This is a genomic window from Chitinophaga sp. YIM B06452 (genome assembly GCF_039655965.1).
Classification (GTDB): Bacteria; Bacteroidota; Bacteroidia; order Chitinophagales; family Chitinophagaceae; genus Chitinophaga.
Genome location: NZ_JAWLKY010000001.1, coordinates 902384 through 924177, shown reverse-complemented (window position 1 = coordinate 924177; position 21794 = coordinate 902384). Strand labels below are relative to the sequence as shown.

At 52.9% G+C, this 21794-nt stretch carries 15 protein-coding genes; 11 read left to right on the top strand and 4 right to left on the bottom strand.

Going from position 1 to position 21794, the window contains the following annotated elements:
* Positions 1-20 precede the first annotated feature (20 nt).
* The 9 genes from R3I13_RS03400 to R3I13_RS03360 all read left to right on the top strand — a co-directional run bounded on the left by R3I13_RS03400 (position 21) and on the right by R3I13_RS03360 (position 15577).
* Positions 21-3578, top strand: a complete 3558-nt coding sequence (locus R3I13_RS03400; RefSeq protein WP_346316515.1) for an efflux RND transporter permease subunit — start codon at positions 21-23, stop codon at positions 3576-3578.
* 142 nt (positions 3579-3720) lie between these two features.
* Positions 3721-4806, top strand: coding sequence for an SGNH/GDSL hydrolase family protein (locus R3I13_RS03395; RefSeq protein ID WP_346316514.1), 1086 nt, complete (start codon positions 3721-3723; stop codon positions 4804-4806).
* Positions 4807-4848: 42 nt separating this feature from the next.
* Positions 4849-5634 (top strand): TIGR00266 family protein, encoded by a 786-nt coding sequence (locus R3I13_RS03390; RefSeq protein ID WP_209146344.1) that lies wholly within the window; start codon positions 4849-4851, stop codon positions 5632-5634.
* A 706-nt stretch (positions 5635-6340) separates the two neighbouring features.
* Positions 6341-7696, top strand: a complete 1356-nt coding sequence (locus R3I13_RS03385) for a 2'-5' RNA ligase family protein (protein WP_346316513.1) — start codon at positions 6341-6343, stop codon at positions 7694-7696.
* A 180-nt stretch (positions 7697-7876) separates the two neighbouring features.
* The gene (locus tag R3I13_RS03380) at positions 7877-8446 is read left to right on the top strand and encodes an RNA polymerase sigma-70 factor (protein WP_346316512.1); all 570 of its coding nucleotides are present in this window, start codon (positions 7877-7879) and stop codon (positions 8444-8446) included.
* Positions 8447-8512: 66 nt separating this feature from the next.
* A complete protein-coding gene (locus R3I13_RS03375) occupies positions 8513-9658 on the top strand; it encodes a FecR domain-containing protein (protein WP_346316511.1) in 1146 nt (381 codons plus the stop codon).
* Between the two features lie 294 nt (positions 9659-9952).
* On the top strand, positions 9953-13423 hold the full coding sequence (locus R3I13_RS03370; RefSeq protein WP_346316510.1) for a SusC/RagA family TonB-linked outer membrane protein: 3471 nt from the start codon (positions 9953-9955) through the stop codon (positions 13421-13423).
* 10 nt (positions 13424-13433) lie between these two features.
* Entirely contained in the window at positions 13434-15053 is a 1620-nt protein-coding gene (locus R3I13_RS03365) for a SusD/RagB family nutrient-binding outer membrane lipoprotein (protein WP_346316509.1), read from the top strand.
* Between the two features lie 23 nt (positions 15054-15076).
* Positions 15077-15577: a DUF1735 domain-containing protein gene (locus R3I13_RS03360; protein ID WP_346316508.1), complete on the top strand. Its 501-nt coding sequence runs from the start codon at positions 15077-15079 to the stop codon at positions 15575-15577.
* Between the two features lie 106 nt (positions 15578-15683).
* On the opposite strand, the gene R3I13_RS03355 is transcribed toward R3I13_RS03360, so the two are convergent.
* From R3I13_RS03355 to R3I13_RS03340, 4 genes are all read right to left on the bottom strand, one after another.
* Complete coding sequence (locus R3I13_RS03355) at positions 15684-16661, bottom strand: FecR domain-containing protein (RefSeq protein ID WP_346316507.1); 978 nt, start codon at positions 16659-16661, stop codon at positions 15684-15686.
* A 67-nt stretch (positions 16662-16728) separates the two neighbouring features.
* A complete protein-coding gene (locus R3I13_RS03350; RefSeq protein WP_346316506.1) occupies positions 16729-17265 on the bottom strand; it encodes an RNA polymerase sigma-70 factor in 537 nt (178 codons plus the stop codon).
* 97 nt (positions 17266-17362) lie between these two features.
* A complete protein-coding gene (locus R3I13_RS03345) occupies positions 17363-18124 on the bottom strand; it encodes a head GIN domain-containing protein (RefSeq protein ID WP_346316505.1) in 762 nt (253 codons plus the stop codon).
* A gap of 219 nt (positions 18125-18343) precedes the next feature.
* Positions 18344-18658 (bottom strand): carboxypeptidase-like regulatory domain-containing protein, encoded by a 315-nt coding sequence (locus tag R3I13_RS03340; protein WP_346316504.1) that lies wholly within the window; start codon positions 18656-18658, stop codon positions 18344-18346.
* Positions 18659-19164: 506 nt separating this feature from the next.
* On the opposite strand from R3I13_RS03340, the gene R3I13_RS03335 reads away from it, so the two are divergent.
* Together R3I13_RS03335 and R3I13_RS03330 are read left to right on the top strand one after the other, a co-directional pair.
* On the top strand, positions 19165-21012 hold the full coding sequence (locus tag R3I13_RS03335) for a 2-oxoacid:acceptor oxidoreductase subunit alpha (protein ID WP_346316503.1): 1848 nt from the start codon (positions 19165-19167) through the stop codon (positions 21010-21012).
* Positions 21013-21107: 95 nt separating this feature from the next.
* Positions 21108-21740, top strand: coding sequence for a DUF6134 family protein (locus R3I13_RS03330; protein WP_346316502.1), 633 nt, complete (start codon positions 21108-21110; stop codon positions 21738-21740).
* The last annotated feature ends 54 nt before the right edge of the window (positions 21741-21794 follow it).

Sequence of the window (21794 nt, the reverse complement as noted above, 5' to 3'; positions counted from 1 at the left end):
CCATCTTTAAAATTTAACCGATGAAGGACTTAGAAAAAGAGTTTAAGCTCACCAGCTGGGCGATCGATAATAAGGTGAGCATTTATGTGGCCACCCTTATTATTACGATCGCCGGTTTCCTGGCTTACAACAGCATGCCCAAGGAACAATTCCCCGAGGTAGTGTTCCCGCAGTTCTATATATCCACCATCTATTTCGGTACATCGCCGGAAGACATGGAAACCCTGGTCACGAAACCGATTGAGAAAAAACTCAAATCCATTTCCGGGGTAAAAAAGATCACCAGCACCTCCATACAGGACTACTCCGCCATCACCATCGAATTCAACCCTGATGAAGATCTTGAAGCGGCAGCCAACAAGGTCCGGGAAAAGATAGACGAAGCAAAGCCGGACCTGCCCACCAATCTCTCCACAGACGGGCAGGAGCCGCAGGTGATACAGATAGACGTATCACAGATACCGATCATGAACGTAAACATGAGCGGTGATTTCGACCTGCAGACGCTGAAAAGATACGCGGATGAAATGCAGGACCGGATCGAAAGCCTGAAAGAGATCACCCGTGTGGACATTGTGGGCGCACTGGACAGGGAGATCCATATCGACCTGGATAAATACAAAATGGACGCTGCCCGGATCAGCTTTGATGATGTCGCAAATGCCGTGGCAATGGAAAACAGGACGATCTCCGGTGGTCTTGTGAGCATGGACGGGCAGAAGAGAACCCTTGCGGTGAAAGGCGAATACAAAGATCCGACCCTGATCCGGAACATTGTGATCCGCGGTTCTTCCGGCGCAGTTGTATACCTGCGCGATATTGCGGAAGTGAAAGACGATTTTAAAGAACAGGAATCTTACGCCCGCCTGAACGGCAAAAGCGTAATCACCCTGAACGTGATCAAAAGAAGCGGCCAGAACCTGATCGACGCATCCGACAAGATCGCGCAGATCGTGGAAGACATGAAAGGCGGCTACCTGCCCAAAGGCCTGGATGTGACCATCACAGCAGACCAGAGCGAATCTACCCGCGTTACCCTGCACGACCTGATCAACACCATCATCATCGGTTTCATACTTGTAACCGTCGTGCTGATGTTCTTTATGGGCGCCGTGAACGCCATATTCGTAGCGGCTTCCGTGCCCATCTCCATGTTCATCGCCTTCGTGGTGCTGAATATGATGAGCTACACCCTCAACATGATGGTGCTGTTCTCCTTCCTGCTGGCATTGGGTATCGTAGTGGACGACGCCATCGTGGTAATTGAGAACGTGCACCGTATATTCTACGAGCGGCGGGATCTCGGCATCGTCAAGGCCGCGAAGATAGCGGCGGGGGAAGTGTTCCTGCCCGTATTCTCGGGCACGCTCACCGTACTGGCGCCGTTCTTCCCGCTGCTGTTCTGGCCGGGTATCATCGGCAGCTTCATGAAGTTCCTCCCGGTTACGCTGATCGTGACCCTGCTGGCTTCGCTGGTAGTGGCCTATATCATCAACCCCGTGTTCGCCGTGGATTTCATGGACCGCCATGAAGGGGAGAATCATCCCAAACCCCGCTTCGACAGGAGGTTTACCATCGTGACCGTTGTATTCGCCCTCATAGCGCTCATCTGCTACGGCATCAGCTTCGGGGCCGGTAATATCGTATTCTTCATTTATTTGCTGGTAGTGCTGGAGCGTTTCTGGCTGGGCGGCGTGGCAAGGAAATTCCAGAGCAACGTCTGGCCCCGTGTGCAGAACAGTTACAGGAGAGTGCTCAGCTGGGCTATCATAGGATGGCGCCCGGTGTTGATCCTCCTCGGTACCTTCGGCCTGCTGGTGTTCAGTATCATGCTCACCGCCATACGCAGCCCGAAAGTGGTATTCTTCCCGCAGGCAGATCCCAACTTCATTTACGCATACATCGAATTGCCGATCGGTACCGATCAGAAAGTGACGGACTCTGTCACCAATGTCATTGAACAAAGAGTAACGAAAGTAGTCGGCGGCACTAAAAATCCGCTTGTGAAATCCATCATCTCCAACGTAGCCGTGGGCGCGGGCGATCCCAGCCAGATGGACATGAGCGTGCAGCCACATAAAGGCAAGGTGACCGTGGCTTTCGTGGAGTTCGCTAAACGTAACGGGCAAAGCACCGTGAAATACCTCGACGATATCCGCGCTGCCGTGAAAGGTGTGCCGGGAGCGGACATTACCGTAGAACAGGAACAGGGCGGCCCCCCGACCGGTAAACCGATCAATATCGAGATCACCGGCGATGACTTTGAGTTGCTTTCAGGTACCTCAGAACGCCTGAAACGTTACCTGGACAGTCTCCAGATCGGCGGTGTGGAAGAGCTGAGAAGCGACTTCCAGAGCAATAAACCCGAGATCATCGTATCGATAGACCGTGAAAGGGCAAACCGCGAAGGTATCTCCACCGGCCAGATCGGCGGTGCGCTGCGTACTGCGCTGTTCGGAACGGAAGTATCCAAATTCCGCGACCCGGAAGATGACTATCCCATCATCGTGCGCCTGCAGGAAGATCAGCGTAATAATATCAACACCCTCATGAACCTCAACCTTACCTACCGCGACATGAACATGGGCGGAGCTATCAGGCAGGTGCCCCTGGCAGCGGTGGCCGATATCCGTTACTCCAACACTTACGCCGGCATCAAACGTAAGGATGATAAACGCGTGGTGACGCTCTATTCGAATATCCTCACCGGCTTCAACGCGAACGAAGTGGTGGCGGCCATCAACTCCGCTGTGCTGGACTTCAGCCCGCCGGACGGCATCACCGTGAAAATGACCGGTGAGCAGGAAGACCAGGCAGAGACCATGAACTTCCTGTTGGTTGCCATGATGGGCGCCATCGGCCTCATCTTCTTCATCATGGTGACGCAGTTCAACTCCGTAGGCCGTTCCTTCGTGATCTTCCTGGAGATTCTCTTCAGTATCATCGGCGTGTTCCTGGGCTTCTCGATCTTCGGTATGGATATCTCCATCGTAATGACCGGCGTAGGTATCATGGCCCTGGCGGGTATCGTAGCCCGTAACGGTATCGTGCTCGTGGAATTCATCGACCTGCTCACCATGCAGGGCGTACCGGTGAACGAAGCCGTAGTGGAAGCCGGCAGAACGCGTATGACGCCTGTACTGCTCACCGCTATCGCGGCCATACTCGGCCTCATCCCGCTGGCAGTGGGCCTGAACATAGACTTCTGGGCCCTGTTCGACGAATTCAACCCGCATATCTTCTTCGGCGGCGACAACGTGGCCTTCTGGGGACCGCTGGCCTGGACCATGGTGTTCGGCCTCATCTTCGCCACATTCCTCACCCTGATACTGGTGCCGGTAATGTACGCCATGAACAAACGCTGCATAGATGTGCTCGACCTTTACGGCCTGCCGCGCGGCCTGAAATACGTACCCTTCCTGGTACTGATCCTCAAGCTGCTTTCCAAAAAGGAAACTGTGCGCAAGCTGCACGACCTCGATTATGTTTCTCCTCGCCCATATAATTTCTTTAACCACCAGCCCGACGGGCCGGATAAAGAAAAATCCAAATCCGCCAAAGGAGTAGTAATGCATTAAACGAACTGTTTTTTCTTTAATAATCAGAGCAAACAGTGTAACAGTTGTAGGTTAACAAGTACCGTCCCGATTCCTCGGGACGGTTTTTTTTATGCATCTGCGGGGAATAATTATTATTTTTCGAAACCTGAAAACAATTCCCATGCGATTATTCTTCTTACTGCTGCTCTGCTCCGCCTGCGCCATGGCTCAGGAAAAGCCTGTTTACACCGATGCCCGCAATTTCCAGTTCATCGGCAAAGGGCTGCCCACCGACCCCATGTACGTGCGGCTGGATACCGTGCAGACCAAACCCATGACCGACGCCGTAAAATACCTCAGCACCCACAGCGCGGGCATCGCGGTATTATTCCAGACCAATTCACCGTATATCCGTGCCCGTTGGCAGCTGGCCAAACGCCAGTTCTACGCCAACATTACCCCCATCGCGCACAGCGGGCTGGACCTGTATTGCCTGAACAAAGGCCGCTGGCAATGGTGCGGCATGGGCAGGCCGGGAGATAGGGATACGCTGAACGACGCGCCCCTCGTGGCTAACATGGACACTGCCATGAAGCAGTTCCTCCTTTACCTTCCCATCTACAACCAGGTCACCTCCCTTGAAATAGGCGTGGCGCCGGGCACAACGATCGCCCGCATCGAAAAGCCTGCGGTAGATACTGCCAAACGCGTGGTGATATACGGCTCCAGCATCTTGCAGGGCGCATCCGCAACCCGCGCCGGCATGGCCTATCCTTCCATCCTCCAGCGGAAAACAGGCTGGGAGTTCATCAACCTCGGCTTCAGCGGCAACGGCAAGATGGAATTTCCTGTAGCGGAACTGCTGGCCACTATGCCCGCGAAAGTATTCGTGCTGGATTGCATCCCGAATCCTTCCGCTGATGAGATAAGAGAAAGAGCTTACCCCTTCATCAAACACCTGCTCACCAAACGCCCGGGAGTGCCCATTTTACTGGTGGAAACAGCGCCCCGCGAGCAGGGGTATTTCGATCTGAAAGTAGCGCAGGTGGTGAAAGAAAAGAACAATGTGATCCGTGACGTCTATATAAAACTGAAAGGCGAAGGTTTCAAACAATTGTATTACCTGCCCGGTAAAGACCTGATCGGGCACGATCATGAAGCGACGATAGACGGAACGCATCTCACGGATATTGGCTTCATGCGCCAGGCCGAAGTGATGCTGCCTTTGCTGCAGCAGCTGATGAAAAAATCTGCGTCCGCGAAATGACCCAAATTCGTAACTTGCTATCATTAAAAGGCAATTTGACCTATGCTAAACAATCATGAAATCGACTACCGGATCCACGGTGAGGAGATGCAAATAGTAGAAATAGAGCTGGACCCGCAGGAGAGCGCAGTGGCGGAAAGCGGCAGCTTTATGATGATGGACCAGGAAATCAAGATGGAAACCCTTTTTGGAGACGGTTCAGGCGCGCAGCAGGGCTTCTTCGGCAAGCTCATGAGTGCCGGCAAACGCCTGATCACCGGGGAAAGCCTCTTCATCACAGCATTTACAAACGTTGGCCAGGGTAAAAAGCGCGTGAGCTTTGCAGCGCCTTATCCCGGCAAGATCATTCCCATGGACCTGCGTTTGCTGGGCGGTAAGGTGATCTGCCAGAAAGATGCGTTCCTTTGCGCTGCGCGCGGGGTGAACGTGGGCATCGAGTTCCAGCGCAAGCTGGGCACCGGCATATTCGGCGGTGAAGGATTCATTATGCAGAAGCTGGAAGGCGACGGCCTGGCGTTTGTGCACGCCGGCGGTTATGTGATCGAAAAAGAGCTGCAGCCCGGCGAAGTGCTGAAAGTGGATACCGGCTGCGTGGTGGCGTATACCCAGCAGGTAGACTTCGATATCGAATTCGTGCGCGGTGTGAAGAATATGGTATTCGGTGGCGAAGGCCTGTTTTTCGCGGTGCTGAGAGGCCCCGGGAAAGTATGGCTGCAGAGCCTGCCCATCAGCAGGCTGGCAAGCAGGGTGCTGGCTTATGGAACAGGCGCCAGGAAAGAAGAAGGCAGCATACTGGGCGGCCTGGGCAACCTGCTGGATGGTGATTGATGTTATATTGAATTGAATTCCAATTAATTAAGGCAAAATAGCGGGGTGGAACAGCCATGTTCTCCCCGCGGTGCCATATCGCTGAAAGACCAGTAGATTTGTAAAAAGTCCGCCGTTCATCGATTTTTTGCAAATTATTAACGAACAGATTGCTACTATTGTCTTAATATTGCCCGGAGGCTTAACCAGATACACCGGATTTTTTTGTATATTAGAGTCTGAAACAGCGGCTGGCACTGTGTGGGTGCCACTACAGTAATATCACTGGCGCGGATCAAAGACAATTTATCCTGGTGCTATGAATAAGATTGAAAAACTTACTCATGTTGAAAATTCAGGTGAATCCCAGGTAAAACAATTCCAGGTATTATTAACGGTAGACCTATAAGGGGTTTTAGGAGATATTCCGGTTAACCATGAACAACTACCTTATATTTCCTGTCGAGATGGCTGAGAGGTTTAATTTTTAAAATTTCCGCGAAAAAATTGTAATGCAAGCGGCGCTAAATTATCTTTGCTTTCCGAGAAAAATGTTAGAGAAATACGTATTAAACGGAAGCCGGTATTTGTATTGAAAAAACGATCAATTTATCCCGACGTTATGCGGGTGACTCACCGGCGCCTGATTATAAAACCTAAACAAGTAGGTGAATTTCATTTTTATGAAATCATTGAAAATTGCTTCAAACACGCTTAATCAAGTAAGATGAATTTTGAGAGAAACGAACGCCCCCGAAAGTATTCTCCTGGCTACAACAGAGATCAGCAAGAACCCAACCAAGACCAGGAAGGCGGTTATTCCAAGAAACCCGAATTTGGCAAAGACGAAGACCGTCAGTACCCTCCGCGCAGCGAAGGCGGCTATGCTCCACGTGAAGGCGGTTACCGCCCCCGTAATGAAGGCGGCTACACTCCCCGTGGCGGCGGCATGAACAACAGCGGCGGAGAGGGTCCCAACTTTAACCGTGAAGGTGCCTACAACCGTGAGACCGGTGGTTATACCCCGCGCAACGAAGGCGGCGGCGGTGGTTACCGCGACCGTGATGGCGGCGGCTACAACCGCGACCGTGGCGATGGCGGCTATAACCGTGATCGCGGAGACGGTGGTTACAACCGCGGTGGCGGCGGCTACGACCGTGGCGGCGGCGGATATGACCGCGGCGGTGGTGGTGGAGGTTACGACCGTGGCGGCGGCTATGATCGCGGCGGCGGAGGTGGTGGTTACGACCGCGGTGGCGGTGGTGGCGGCTACAACCGTGGCGGTGGCGGCTATGATCGCGGCGGCGGAGGCGGTGGTTACGACCGCGGTGGCGGCGGCGGTTACGATCGCGGCGGCGGTGGCGGAGGCTACAACCGTGGCGGTGGTGGCGGCGGCTACAATCGCGGCGGCGGTGGCGGTGGTTTCAACCGCGGCGGTGGCGGCGGTGGCTTCAACCGCGGCGGCGGAGGCGGAGGCTTCCAACGCAGCCAGGGAAGGCCCGGAGGCTTCAACCGCGCACCCAAACCAGATAACAAGATCTATTTCATCGCCCTTCTGCCCACAGCTGAAGTAGGTAAAGAAATAATCAAGATAAAACAGGATTTCGCAGAACAATACGGACCGGTTTATGCCCTGAAAGTGCTCCCGCATATCACCCTGCAGGTTCCTTTCACCGCAGATCCCAGCCTGGAAAGAGCTTTCTGCGAAGAACTCACCGAATTCGCCAAAACACAGGCGCCTTTCGAAGTATCACTGAACGGCTTCGGCACATTCCCGAACAAACAGAACCGCGTACTCTTCATCAACGTAGAGAAAAGCGAGACCATGAGCGCAATGCACCGCCAGCTGATCAACTTCCTGAGAAAAGAATTCGGCTTCAGCACCATGCTCGCACGTACCGGCTTCACCCCGCACGTAACCGTAGCCTTCAAAGACCTTGAAGACGCACAGTTCGAAAAAGCATGGCCTGAGTACGAAAACAAAGAATACAAAGCTTCTTTCAAAGTGAACAACCTGTACTTCCTCCGCCACAACGGCAAATCATGGGAAGTATTGCAGAAATGCAAACTGGGCGGCGCCTGAGATTGAACGCTGGAAAATAATCATTCCGGACCCACGCAAGGGTCCGGAATTTTTTTTGCGGGTATTCTCTTCCGGCGATCACATGTCGCAGGGAGGAACTTGCTTTTATTTCTTATTTTACGCCGGATCAACCATCATCAGGGGCTTTATATGCAGCATCAGACGCTTATTGAAAGAGACATGTTGCTTCTTGTTGCGGCAGGAGACAGGCAGGCGTTTAACAGCCTCCTGCATGCCCGCTGGAATAAAGTATATACCCTCGCGCTCACCTATCTCCGCTCTGCAGAAGAAGCCCAGGAACTTACGCAGGACGTTTTTTTGAAAGTCTGGCAAAACCGCACACAACTCCCCACTGTAGCCAATTTTGACGGATGGCTGTTCATCCTCGCCCGCAACGGCATTCTTTCCGAACTCCGCAAAAAGAAAACCCGCCCCGTTATATCCGCCGAGCCGGGAGAATGGGAACAGGATACCGTCCTCCCTGACCATCCGCTGATCTTCAAAGAGGCCAGCGCGCTTCTCGCCAAAGGGATCGACGCGCTTCCGCCCGCCCGCAAAAAAGTCTTTACGCTGAGCAGGATGGAAGGAAAAAGTTATGAAGAGATCGCTGCGATGCTGAACATTTCCCGCAATGGCGTGAAAGACCATATCGTGAAAGCATTGCATTTTCTCCGCAACTATCTCCATGAACATGGCAATGACGGGCTGATCGTTATGCTCCTGTTTGCCGGAATGTTTGGAAGAAAATAATTTCCCGCCGAACTACCCTTCCCCGTTTTCGCTGCGTCTTTATGCATAGAAGCCAATATCTACGCTATGAACGAAACGCGGTTCACCGCTTTACTGGAACAATATGTCACCGGCAGCTTGTCTGCCGCCGGCAAAGCAGAATTTCTCCAAATGCTGCACAGCGGGGAGTACGATCATCTGCTGGAAAAGGCCATGGAAGAAGACTGGCAGGAGGGCCGCTATGAAGAGGAAGAAAACCTGGCATTGCGTGACCTCATCACCCAACGGGTGAACAGCAGGATCGGGGATGAGCCGCGTGTGCGCCGGATCCCCCGGTGGCTGCGTTATGCCGCCATGATTGCGCTGTTCGCCGGTATCGCGGGTTATTTCTTCTGGCAACAACGTATTCCTGCTGATGAAATTCCGCTGGCTGACGTGGCGCCCGGCACTACCAAAGCTACGCTCACCCTGCACGACGGTTCGGTGATCACGCTGGACAGTGCAGGCCGTAAAACCCTGCAACAGGGGCAAAGCACCGTACAGCAACAGGGCGGCCAGCTCCAATACGATGTACAGGGAAAAGAGGATGTTATCGTGTACAACACCCTGAGCACGCCACGGGGCGGGCAGTTTAGGCTCATTTTGCCGGACGGCAGCAGGGTATGGCTAAATGCGGCTTCCTCCATCCGCTATCCCACGGCATTCGCGGGGAAAGAGCGGCTGGTGGAGGTTTCCGGGGAAGCCTATTTTGAGGTCGAACAGGATGAGCAGCAGCCTTTCGTGGTTTCCCTGCGGCAAGGCAACCGCGTTGAAGTGCTTGGCACCAGCTTTAACATAAATGCCTACCTGGATGAGCCGGCCATGCAGACAACATTGCTGGAAGGGGCCGTACGCGTAAGCAATGCCGGCGGCAGCTCAATATTATCTCCCGGCCAGCAGGCCATAGTGGCGGGGAGCAACGCCATCCGCGTCACGCAGGCAAAGAACCCGGCACAGGCAATAGCCTGGAAGGAAGGCCTTTTCAATTTCGAGGGCGCTTCGCTGGATGATGTAATGCGGCAGCTGGCCCGCTGGTACGATATAGATGTAGTGTATGAAAAAGGTATACCGGATATCGGCTTCGGCGGAAAGATCGGTCGCGATCTCACATTGGCCGGCGTGCTGGGCATCCTGGAAAAAACGGGCGTGCATTTCAGGCTGGAGGGGAAAACGCTGATCGTCATGCACGAATGATCACAACAACCAGGTTCTTATCAGTATAAAAAAACCGCTCCGGCTTAGGACCCGGAACGGTGGATAGCTGACAGATCATAACAATCAAGTTCAACGTCAATTGTTTATTTACTTATCAACCAATGCAAAGCTATGCAAAAATCAGCTCTTTGTAAGCACATGCCTGTGCCTGCTCCTGAAGCTCCATCCAGCTTTCCCGGGAAACGGTACGGCACAAAGGTCAACCATTTAAAAGCGGCGGGCGCTCCCTTCGGGAGCCTCTATCGCACCGCTGGAAGTATTTTTTTGAAAGCGATGAAACTAACATTCATACTGCTGCTCACGGCATTCCTCAGCGTACATGCCTCCGTCCGATCGCAAACCGTGACCTTCTCCGGCGAGCGCGCAGACCTGCGCAAGGTGCTCTCCGTTATCGAAGAGCAAACCGGTTACGTGGTGTTTTACAACATCGGCCTGCTGAAAAATGCAAAGCCGGTGACCATCCATGCACAGGATATGCCGCTGGACGTCTTCCTTGGCAAAGTCCTCCAGCAGCAATCCCTCAGCTTCAGCTTCAATAACAAGACCATCGTGCTATTCCGGCAGACGGACATCGTTTCCATTTTAAAAGAACAACTGCCGGTAATAACCGATCTCAAAGGCGTGATCCTCGATATGGAAGGAAAGCCCGTTCCCGGCGCCACCATCGCCGTCCGCGGCTCTTCAAAGGCAACCTCTGCCCTGGAAAACGGGAGCTTTTCATTAAGCGGCGTCCCGGACGAGGCCACTGTCATTATTTCCGCCATCGGGTATACGAACACGGAGATCGGCATCCGCAACGGCCAGCCTTATAAAAAAGGCAAGACCGGCGATGTGTCGCCGCGCAACGATGGCGGCTGGGTGATCAGGCTCGTGAAATCAGATATCAAGCTGAATGAAGTACAGGTAACGGCCTACAACATCGAAAAACGCACAAAAGAACTGGGCTACTCCATCGCCAAAGTGAGTGGGGAAGAGATCAACAAAGCGAATTCCGGCAACGTGCTCACCGGTCTCATCGGTAAAGTATCCGGGATGACCATCACCACCCAAAGCTCTGACATGACGCCGGAAATGCGCATCCTCGTGCGCGGCATCCGCTCTTTCGGGCAGAACAGCAACAACCAGCCGATGTTCATCCTCAACGGCGCGCCGCTTTCTTTCGGCACAGACCAGACGGCCGCGCAACAGGTGATGTATTTCATCAACAACATCAACCCGGCAGACATTGAGAATATCACCGTGCTGAAAGGCGCCAATGGCACGGCTTTGTACGGCCCTGAAGGTATCAACGGCGTGATCATCATCACCACGAAGAAAGGCCAGATGGGCAAGCCTTCCATCAATTTCCGCAATAATACTTCCTTTCAGCGGGTAGATTACCGCCGCCAGCGAAGGCAACATACATTCGGCACCGGCTCGGGCCTGACGGATGAATTCGGCAACGGCATTTTTGATGCCCGGTCTACATACGGATGGGGCCCCAAATACGACGGCTCGATGGTGCCGATCGGTTATCCCGATGAAAATGGCAACACGCAGATGGTGCCTTACAGCGATACAAAAGACGCCCGCAAATTCCTGCAGGTAGCGACGATGGTGCGGAATAATCTTTCATTCTCCGGATCGGATGCGCGCTCTTCCTTCTACCTCGGTCTCGGGCATGCTTCGCAAACGGGCTTGCTGCCGAAAGACAAGCAGCAGCAATCTACCGTGCTGCTGAACACCAGCCGCAGCTTCGGCGCGGTGGACGTGAGAATGAATGTCAACTATGCCCGTACCACGGACGACCGCGGCCCGGATATTGCGGCGAGCGTGCAGGGATTGCCTACTTTTATTCCGCTGCTGCAATACAAAGATTATGTGAATGGTCACTGGGCGCATCATGACCGGTACTGGAAAGGGCTCAGTCCATATGAGCAGATAGACATACGTCGCACCAAATCCACCACCAACGCGGTATCCGGAAACCTTGTACTGGAAATAAAACCATTCAGCTGGCTGAACATCCGCGAACAACCCGGCATCAACTACACCGGCACATTCCTGAAAGGCACGGTAAAACCGATTAATTATTCCGACTTCGCAGCGCAGGACCCTGACAAGATGTACGACCGGCTTGCGTCTGTGGCAGAAGATATGAATGTGAGCACTTCCATCAACAATGACATTGTTGTGTCCACCATTCATCATCCCGGCGATTTCCTCATCCGCACGAACCTCGGCAATACCATCCGCGAGAACTATTATAAACAACTGAAAGCCGGTACGGAGCTGGTAGTGCCGGTGTACAACCTCGCATTCTACCGCTATCTCACCCCCCCGGAGGAGATCGCTATATTATCAAGATCATGGTCATTGTTCGGGAATGTAACGCTGGGATATAAAGACCGCATCTTCCTGGAACTGACGGGCCGCAACGAATGGGATTCCAAGCGTGCAAAGGTGGCACGTGGAAAGGATATGTACTTCGGCGCCAACGCCTCCGCTGTACTGACAGACATCTTCCCGGCGATGAAGGACTGGAAATGGCTGACCACCGCGCGTTTACGCGCATCCGTGGCACAGTCCGCCAATATGAACATCACGCCCTACCAGTCAGAGCGCACGCTCGGCCTGCTGCCCGGGTATCCGTATACTAATAACAACACGGGCGAATACCTGCTTGGATATGCCTTTTACGCGGATAACCCCAACCCGCTGCTGAAGCCCGAAAGAGTGATCTCCCAGGAATACGGCGCCGCTTTTTCTTTCCTGGACGACCGTTTCACGGCGGATATCACCTATTATTACCAGCGCAACAACTCGGTGATCCTGAACGTATCGAATGCATGGCTCAGCGGTTACCCCAGTATCGATAACGCCGGTAATTTCCGCAACAACGGCCTGGAGGTGGACCTGAAGATGGACCCGCTGTTCCAGCTGCCAAACAAAATGGCGCTCACGGTAGAAGGCCGCTTTGCGATCAACGATAATAAGGTGATACATCTTACGGAAATATACAACGGCCTGTTCCCGGTGCAGGATGCCAACCAGAAATATTATGCGCAGGAAGGGTCGCATGCATTTTCTTTCGCGATCCGCGACTGGGTGCGCGATCCGCAGGGCCGGGTGATCGTGGATAAAGTAACGGGCCTGCCGGAAGCGCAGGGCTATGAAGAATTTTCCCTGCGCGGAAGGACCCTGCCGAAATATGCGGCCTCCATCGGCCTGAACTTCAACTGGAAGAATTTCTCCGCGAGCGTCCTTTTCGATTATCTCGGCGGCTATGATCACAAATTCAGTACAGACATCGATCTGTGGGCCGGCCTCCATACGCTTACCACGCTCAACGGCAGGGAACGTTATGTATTCCCGAACTCCGTATACGACGATGGCAGCGGAAAGTACGTGGAGAATAAAGACGTGGTGGTAAGCTCCGCCGGCCAGGAATTATATTCCCGCTTTTCGCAGGTGAACCTGCATGGCCTTACCAGCGCGGCTTTCTGGAAACTGCGCGAAGTTGCTTTCCAATATACGCTTCCATTCAAAAAAGGAATATTGAAAGATATGGTGTGCAGCCTGTATGGGCGTGACCTTTTTTCTATATACCCTCCTTCCAACATCAACGGCGATCCCGGGCTCATCAGGGGCCCGGGCCAGCGCCAGTTTTCATCGGTGCCGAATAATCTTTCCGGCGGCAGCTCCGATAACACGGTTTTACCGGGAACAGTATTGTATGGTTTTACAGTAGGACTTAAATTTTAAAAAGATGACGATGCGTTCTTTATATAAAAAATACCTGTACATGCTTTGCCTGGCACTGCTGATGGCCGGTTGCAAAAAAGGCTGGCTGGACGTGAACTATAACCCGCGCGACCTCACCAATACAGACGCTACGCCGGATCTCATGCTTGCGCCGCTGCTGGAGCAAAGTGTTGCCGCCAGGGACACCCGTTTCCTGCAACACTGGATGGGGTACTGGTGTTTTTACCAGTTTCCCCCGGGGCATGCGCTGGTGACCTATAACAGGCCGGCCGCCGAATATGGCATCTTCCCGGCGCACCTGAGTGCTGAACTGCCTTTCCTTGAAGCGCGTGCTAAGGAGTTGGGCCAGGCATTTTATACAGGTATCGCGAAAGTGCTGAAAGTAGTGCAGTTCCAGCGCGCTACTGATATACTGAACAACATGCCGTACACCGATGCATTTGACGTCAAAGTGCTGCAACCCCGCTACGATGATGCAAAAATGATCTATGAATCGATGATGCGCCAGCTGGACACCGCGTCTATGCTCATCAAAGATGCGAACGTAAACAACAACCCGAAGATCACGATAGCAGATATCATGTTCCATGGCGATAAGGCCAGCTGGCTGAAGTTCGTCAATACGCTCAAGCTGCGGTTGCTGGTGCACCAGGCCAACCGTGCAGACCGTGCGGCATACATCAGTGCAGAGATCGCGAAGATCATGAGCGAAGGCAGCGGCTTCCTGGAAAGCGGACAGGATGCGGCTGTAAACCCGGGTTATATGCTGGGTAAAAATTTGTCTTACTACTTCGGTTGCTTTTCCAATCACAACCAGTATGGAGGCGGGGATTATGACGCCGTGCTGCAGCTGGGCTCCTACGACTGGGCGCATGCGAATATATTTGCAATGAACCTGCTGAAAGCAGATAATGACCCGCGTCTTGGATTGTTCTACAGCACGGCAGACCTGCCATTGCCGGCGGGCGCACCGGAACCTTTTGCGCAACCCGGCCCGCAGGAGTTCAGGGGCAACCAGTATGGCAATTTTATCAACGCCGCCGTATACCCTTACCAGGGAAATACTTATGTATCCGCTGTAGGCGGTTCCCGCAACAGCGATGTAGTGAAGCCGGAAGCAAAAGGGATCATCAAAGGCCGGGATATGGCAGACTGGATCATGACCAGCATTGAAAGTAAGTTTTTGCAGGCGGAAGCCGTGCAGCGCGGATGGATAGCAGGTGACGCGGAAACGGCATATAAAGACGCCGTAAAGGAATCTTTCCGCTGGCTGAATGCTGGCGGGAATTCAACCGCGCCCGCATTATCCGACGCCATTTTTGATACATGGTATATGCAGCAGACAGCTAATCCGAAAGTAAGCTGGGCAGCTGCCCCGGACAAATACAAACTGCTGATGTACCAGAAATACATGGCCTTCAACGGCATCGAACCGCTCGAAACATGGACGGATTACCGGCGCAACAACCGCTTCCCGGATATCCCGGCTTCGGTATCGCCGCAGCGTGTAGGGAATGTTGTTCCATTCCGGCTACTGTACGACAGTAACGAATACATTGTAAATCCTCACAACGTGAACGCACAGGGAACGATCAACATTTTCACCAGCAAAATATGGTGGATGCCATGATCATCAAATCAATACTACAACACATGAAACATATCATTCCATTTTTTTTGATGCTGTTTGTTCTTACAGGATGCCTGAAGAACGAAGTGACGCTGGATTATACCGGCATCCAACCAGTGATGCTCATCCCGAATGCCAACTGGCCGCCGAAAGGCTTCACCTCTCCGTTGACAGACAGCGTTGCCGGCACCACGCGGCTGAACCTTTATGCCCGCGTATCCTACGAAAAGCCGCTGGATAAGAACGTGCTGGTGAAATTTACGCTGGACAATGCATTGGTAGATGCATACAACAATAAATGGGGCACCGCTTACCGCCTGCTGCCTGCGAACTGCTACCAGTCAGGAGCACTGGAAGTAACGATCCCCGCCGGTACGCAACAGGCGGTAATACCCATCACCGTACTGCCCGCCAACATCGACCCGCAGTATGATTACATCCTGCCGTTTACGATACTTTCTGCGGAAGGGAGCACGATAGCTTCAAATTTCAAAAGCATGATCTTCACGCTGAAAGGGCAATGAGCTGCTTATCCCTGCATCAATGAAAAAAAGGGCCGATCGGAGAGAGCGGCCCTTTTTGTTTGATTGTCCTTTGTATGTGTTGAGTGTTTGCCGGGTTTATGATCGCCTACCGGCTGATCCTGTACACATCTTTTTCTTCTTCAACGATCTTCACTTCCGCCGTCTTCGAGATCACATCCAGTACTTCGGGCAGCGATGGATTGTCGAACGTGCCGGTGTAGCTGAGTGTTAGCAGCGACCTGTCCGCTACAGAGAATTTTATATTGAAATAGTCTTCGATCGCGCTGAGCGTTTTGTAAAGCGGCACATTACTGAAGTACAGCCGGTTTTCTTTCCATGCCATGAAGTTGGGATCGGAGTTTTTGATCTGCTGCGGTTCTTTATCACGCTGCAGGATGGCGGTATTGCCCGCGGTGAGCACCAGCGCGCCGTCTTCTCCTTTTTTACCGGAGAAAGCCACCTTGCCCGTCACTACATCCAGTTGTACGGGCTTGTCGTTGTACGCTTTGATCACGAAAGAGGTGCCTAAAACCTTTGTTTGTGAAGCGCCGGCCGTTACGATGAACGGGTTGGCTGCATCTGCCGCTACTTCAAAGAATGCTTCACCTTCCAGCTGCACAGCCCGGTTGTCGTCGCCGAAACGGCCATTGTAGCTAAGCTGGCTGTTGCGGTTGAGGAACACGCGGCTGCCGTCAGGCAGGGTGTAGGTCTTTTTATCAGCCTCCGCAGTGAGTATGGTCTGACGGTTGTTTTTGATAAGTGTGAAGGCCAGGCCTGCGGCTGCCACTATCACCACGGCTGCGGCTGCAAGGCGCCACCAGCTGTTGCGGCGGGTTACCACGCGAAGGGGCACGGGCGTTGCCAGGTTCTCTGTAAACCGTTGCCAGTTGCGCGCCACATCGGGCTCCGGCATATCGGAGTAGGCATCGGCTGCCAGGTCCCAGGTATCTTTGAGTGCTTCATAGTAGGCCTGGTTGGCAGGGTCGGCTTCCAGCCATGACTGCAGCTGCGCCATTTCTTCCGCAGTGATCTCTCCCTCGATTTCCCGGGCAATCAGTGTATCTATGTGATCGTTGCTCAACATGCTTGATGCTATTACGGATGTTATCTGTTTACTACATTTTTTCTGGTCGGTAAAAACGGGCGGCGGTTCATTCCAGGAATTCCTTCAGGGAAACCCGCAGCTTCTTCAGTGCCGTGATCATCTGGTTCTCCACCGTTTTCACGGAAAGCTGCAGATGCTGTGCTATTTCTTTATAACTCATCTCTTCAAACCGGCTCAGGATAAATATCTCCCGGCATTTCTCCGGCAGCTGGTCCACCGCTTCCCTGATGCGCTGCTTCGTTTCTTTCACGTGCACGGTGGGGGCGGTGCTGCGGAGATCTTCCACTTCGGGGCTCACTTCCCGGGGGCTGCCGCCGCGGCGTTTGTTCTTGTCTATATGGTCCAGCGCCATATTGACCGCCGCCCGGTGGAGGTATGCTTTGAAATAAACCTCGCTCAGCTGGTCGCGGCGGTTCCATATCTTGATAAAAACTTCCTGCGCCAGGTCTTCAGCTGTGGCCATGTCCGGTATGAGCCGGTAGATGGACTTGCAGACCAGGGGGAAATATGTTTTGAAGAGCGCTTCCATGAACTGGTGCTCATCTTCCTGCAAAAGGCTTTGTAACCGTGCATTTTCGGGCATGGTGCAAAAATAGCCTTTATGCTGGTTCCCGGAATGGGCATTCATGCCGGGTAATGGGTATGACAGTAATGCGGTTGCTTTCATGCAATATATTGGCCTATAACTTTATAACCTTCCCCGAACCGGCGATCTTCACATTCACCGTGCCGGGTGTGCCTTTGTAGCGGATGTTGCCGCTGCCGTTGATCCTTGCATCCAGGCGGTCTGTCACCCAGATGGTCTGCTCTCCCGAGCCATTCACGTTCATATCTGCCGAAGCAGCCTGGAAATCGCGCCCGGCGAGGTTGCCGCTGCCATTGATCTCCGAGAAATATGCGTTGGACCGTCCTTCCAGCCGGAGGTTGCCCGACCCGTTCACGTACATCCGCACCTCGTTGGCGTCCAGCTTCAGGTCCGCATCCGCGCTGCCATTGATCTCGTAGGTAAAACCGGCGGCCTTGATGGTGTCTGGCCCGGTCAGCGAGCCGGAGCCGGAAAAGATGATCTTTTTATATTGTTCGCTTTGAACATACACATGGATAGGCTTTACGCGCTTGAGATTCACGCCGTTGCGGATCTTCACCCGCAGGCTGCCCCCGCTCACCTGGGTTTCGATGAGGCGCATCACGTTGTCTTCGGCCTCAATTTTCAGGGGCAGTTGCTGGCCCTGCTTTACCTGCACTTCCACCGGGCCTTCGATGGTCAGCTCGCTGAAGCGGTCTACCTGCCTTTCTTCGGTAACCACCCGGCCCGAGCCGTATATATTTTCCCGGGCGCAGCCGGTGAGGATCATGCCGAATATCACGAGCATGAGGAGGATGAGGCCTATGCTGAGGCCGCTGTAAGTGAAAATAGTGGATCGTTTAACCGTCATTTTCATATAGAAAAGTTTAAGGGGATAAGCCACAATGATGGACTTCCTTAACATGACGGCAAAAGGAAAAGGCACCCCTAGACAGCTTTAAAAAAAGCCGGGAGGTGCCCTGTTTATAGAAAATATGGGAAGCCCTGGGATTGAAAATCAATGAAATGCTTCAAAACAATAAGCCGGCCTCTGAATGCCTCAGAGACCGGCTTGATTAACCCCTATGAAAACCAACTATTGCGCTAATTTGATTTCACCGAGATCGGTGGCTTTTCCGTCTTCAACTTTCACGTCGGTGATAGTCGCGTCTTTGAACGGTTCTTTAGCGTCAACGATTACGGTGTAAGTACCCGCTTTTGCAGCTGCAAAGGAGAATGCGCCATCAGCAATGGCAGCTTTCAGCGTGTCGGTGCCGGATACAGCCCAGGCTTCAGTTGCACCATCGGCAGGTACTACTTTACCGGAGATAGAGCCATCAAATCCTTTGAAGGCGAATGCGCCGAAAGCTACGGCCGCAACTGCTAACAGGCTTAATTTTGCTTTTTTCATAGCATACAATTTTTAAAAGGTTTAAATAATAAAGAATGGTTCAAGTAGTGATGTTCCCGATAATAAATAGATTTTTGGAATGATTAAAACCCTTGTCTTTCCTCAGATTTTTACAATTACCATGCCATAACCGCCCAATAAGATCATTTAACATTTCTTTAAAAAACCTTTAACAGTCAGGGTTTCAGAAGATTACTTAAATAAGTAGTTTTCGTATACCCGTGTATGTTATATAGGGTAAATCCTTACCGGCAGAAGGTTTGAGGCAATATGCAAAGATGGATGTGTAAGACTTTTTCTCACGGCGTTAGTAGCAACAAATATGTTGCCAAAGAAACAACAGTAAGCCTTTGAAGGCACCTCAATCCCTTTACCATATTGCTTTACAGGAAATTTTAAGAAAAGTCTACCGAGTTTGTGTACTTTTGCGGGATGGAGAGGGGAGGAACTTTACGGCTGATTCCCTAATTTTACAGACTTATATAATAATCATAAAGAAAAGATCAATGTCCAATAAAGCGATACAACAGTTAGAGGATGTAGTGATAAAATTCGCGGGAGACAGCGGGGACGGGATGCAGCTCACCGGTACGCAGTTCTCCAACAACACCGCCCTGATCGGCAACGACCTGAGCACTTTCCCTGATTTCCCGGCCGAGATCCGCGCCCCGCAGGGTACCCTGCCCGGCGTATCCGGCTTCCAGCTTCATTTTTCTTCCAACCGCATATTCACCCCCGGCGATGCCTGCGACGTGCTCGTGGCCATGAACGCCGCCGCCCTCAAAGCCAACCTGAAAGGCCTGAAGAAAGGCGGCATCATCATCGCCAATACAGACGGCTTCGATTCCAAGAACCTCCGCCTGGCCAACTACCCGGAAGGCGTGAACCCCCTGGAAGACGGCTCCCTCGTTGATTTTCAGCTGCATACGATGGACGTGACCAAGATGACCCGCGAGGCCCTCAAGGAAACCACCCTGGGTATGAAGGAAAAGGACCGCGCCAAGAACATGTTCGTGCTCGGATTCCTGTACTGGCTCTACGACCGCGATATGCAGAGCACGGTAAACTTCCTGACCGATAAATTCGGTAAAAAGCCCGAGATCCTGGATTCCAACCTCAAGGTGCTCCAGGCCGGCTATAACTTTGCAGACACCGTGGAGGCCTTCTCCACCCGCTATAAAGTGGAAAAAGCCCGCATGGAGCCCGGCACCTACCGCAGCATCACGGGCAACACCGCCCTGGCTTACGGCCTGATCGCGGCTTCCCAGAAGGCGGACCTGCCCATTTTCCTCGGCACCTATCCCATCACCCCGGCCTCAGACATCCTGCATGAGCTGAGCCGCTATAAGAATTTCGGCATACGCACCTTCCAGGCGGAAGACGAGATCGCCGGCATAACCTCCGCCATTGGCGCCTCCTACGGCGGCCACATGGGCGTAACCACCACTTCCGGCCCCGGAATGGCCCTGAAAGGGGAAGCCATGGGCCTGGCCGTGATGCTGGAGATCCCGCTGCTGATCATAGACATCCAGCGCGGCGGGCCTTCCACCGGTTTGCCCACCAAAACCGAACAATCAGACCTTTTACAGGCATATTACGGCCGCAACGGGGAATGCCCGATGCCGATCGTATCCGCATCCACCCCTTCAGACTGCTTCGACGGCATTTTTGAAGCCTTCCGCATCGCCATCAGGCACATGACCCCGGTTATTTTCCTCAGCGACGGTTACATCGCCAATGGCGCCGAACCCTGGAAATTCCCGAAAAGTGCAGACCTGCCGGCCATTGAAGTGAAATTCAAAAAGGCGCTGGACGAAGGAGAGGACCAATACCTGCCTTACCAGCGCGACGAGAACCTGGTGCGCCCCTGGGCCGTGCCCGGCACCCCCGGCCTGGAACACAGGATCGGCGGGCTTGAAAAGCAGAATATCACCGGCAACGTGAGCTACGATCCTGAAAACCACCAGCTGATGGTGAAGATCCGCCAGGAAAAGGTGGACCGGATCGCTGATCATATTCCTTTACAAAAATTAGAACTGGGACCAGACAAAGGGAAAGTGCTGGTACTGGGCTGGGGTTCCACTTTCGGAGCCATCAAAAGCGCCGTGCTGGAACTGCTGGCGGAAGGCCACCAGGTTGCCCACGCACACCTGCGCCACCTGCGCCCCTTCCCGAAAAACCTGGCCGAGATATTGCACAGCTACGACCATGTGCTGATCCCCGAGATCAACAACGGTCAGCTGATAAAGATCATCCGGGACGAGTTTCTCATCCCCGCCCAGGGTTATAACAAGATCATGGGCGTGCCTATCACGAAAGGTGAGCTGGTAGCGAAGATCCGCGAATTACTGTAAATTCTCTGGGAGTAGCAATTACCAGTTGCACTGACGTTCGCAGCTGGTAATTGCTATTTTCGTATATTGCTGTACGTAATCGTTTTTTGAACCATATGCCATGCACGCTCAAAACATATGGCCTGAAAGGGATCCCGCTGGTATTCCTTTTCGGTATTCTGCCTATGCTGACCGCCTTCCGGGCCGACGGGCAGGTTTCAAAATATGAGATACGTTTTGGCAACAACGCCATAGGCCTGCTGGAAGTAAAGCAGGAAGCGGCCGGCAACACCCGTAAGATCTCCATCCGCAGCCGTGTGCAGTCCAAATTGTTCGCCCGTATGGAAACGGACATCCACGCCGAATATCATCACAACATTCTCAACGCGGCCTCCATGAAGCGCCTCAGCACAGGCCAGGAAACCATTACCCAGAAAACAGAAAAAGGGTACGCCGTGCATTTTAAAGGCGACAAGGAGAAACATGATAAAAAAACGCAGCTTACCGACCCCCAGATCACTTTCTGCGTGAGCGATCTTTATTTTACCGAGCCAAAAGACGTCAGGAAAGTATACTCCGAAACGCAGGGCCGCTTCCTGGACCTGCAGCCGCTGCAGGACAAAACATACGCCCTCGTGATGCCTGAAGGGAAGAAAAACATCTACCGTTACGAAAAAGGCCGCCTGATGGAAGTGGAGATCAACCACCAGCTGGGCAAGGCCTGGTTCAAACTGATTGAATACAAATAACCGCAACATTCCGCCCGGTACATTGTTTTATTGCATATACACCTGTCTGTTACG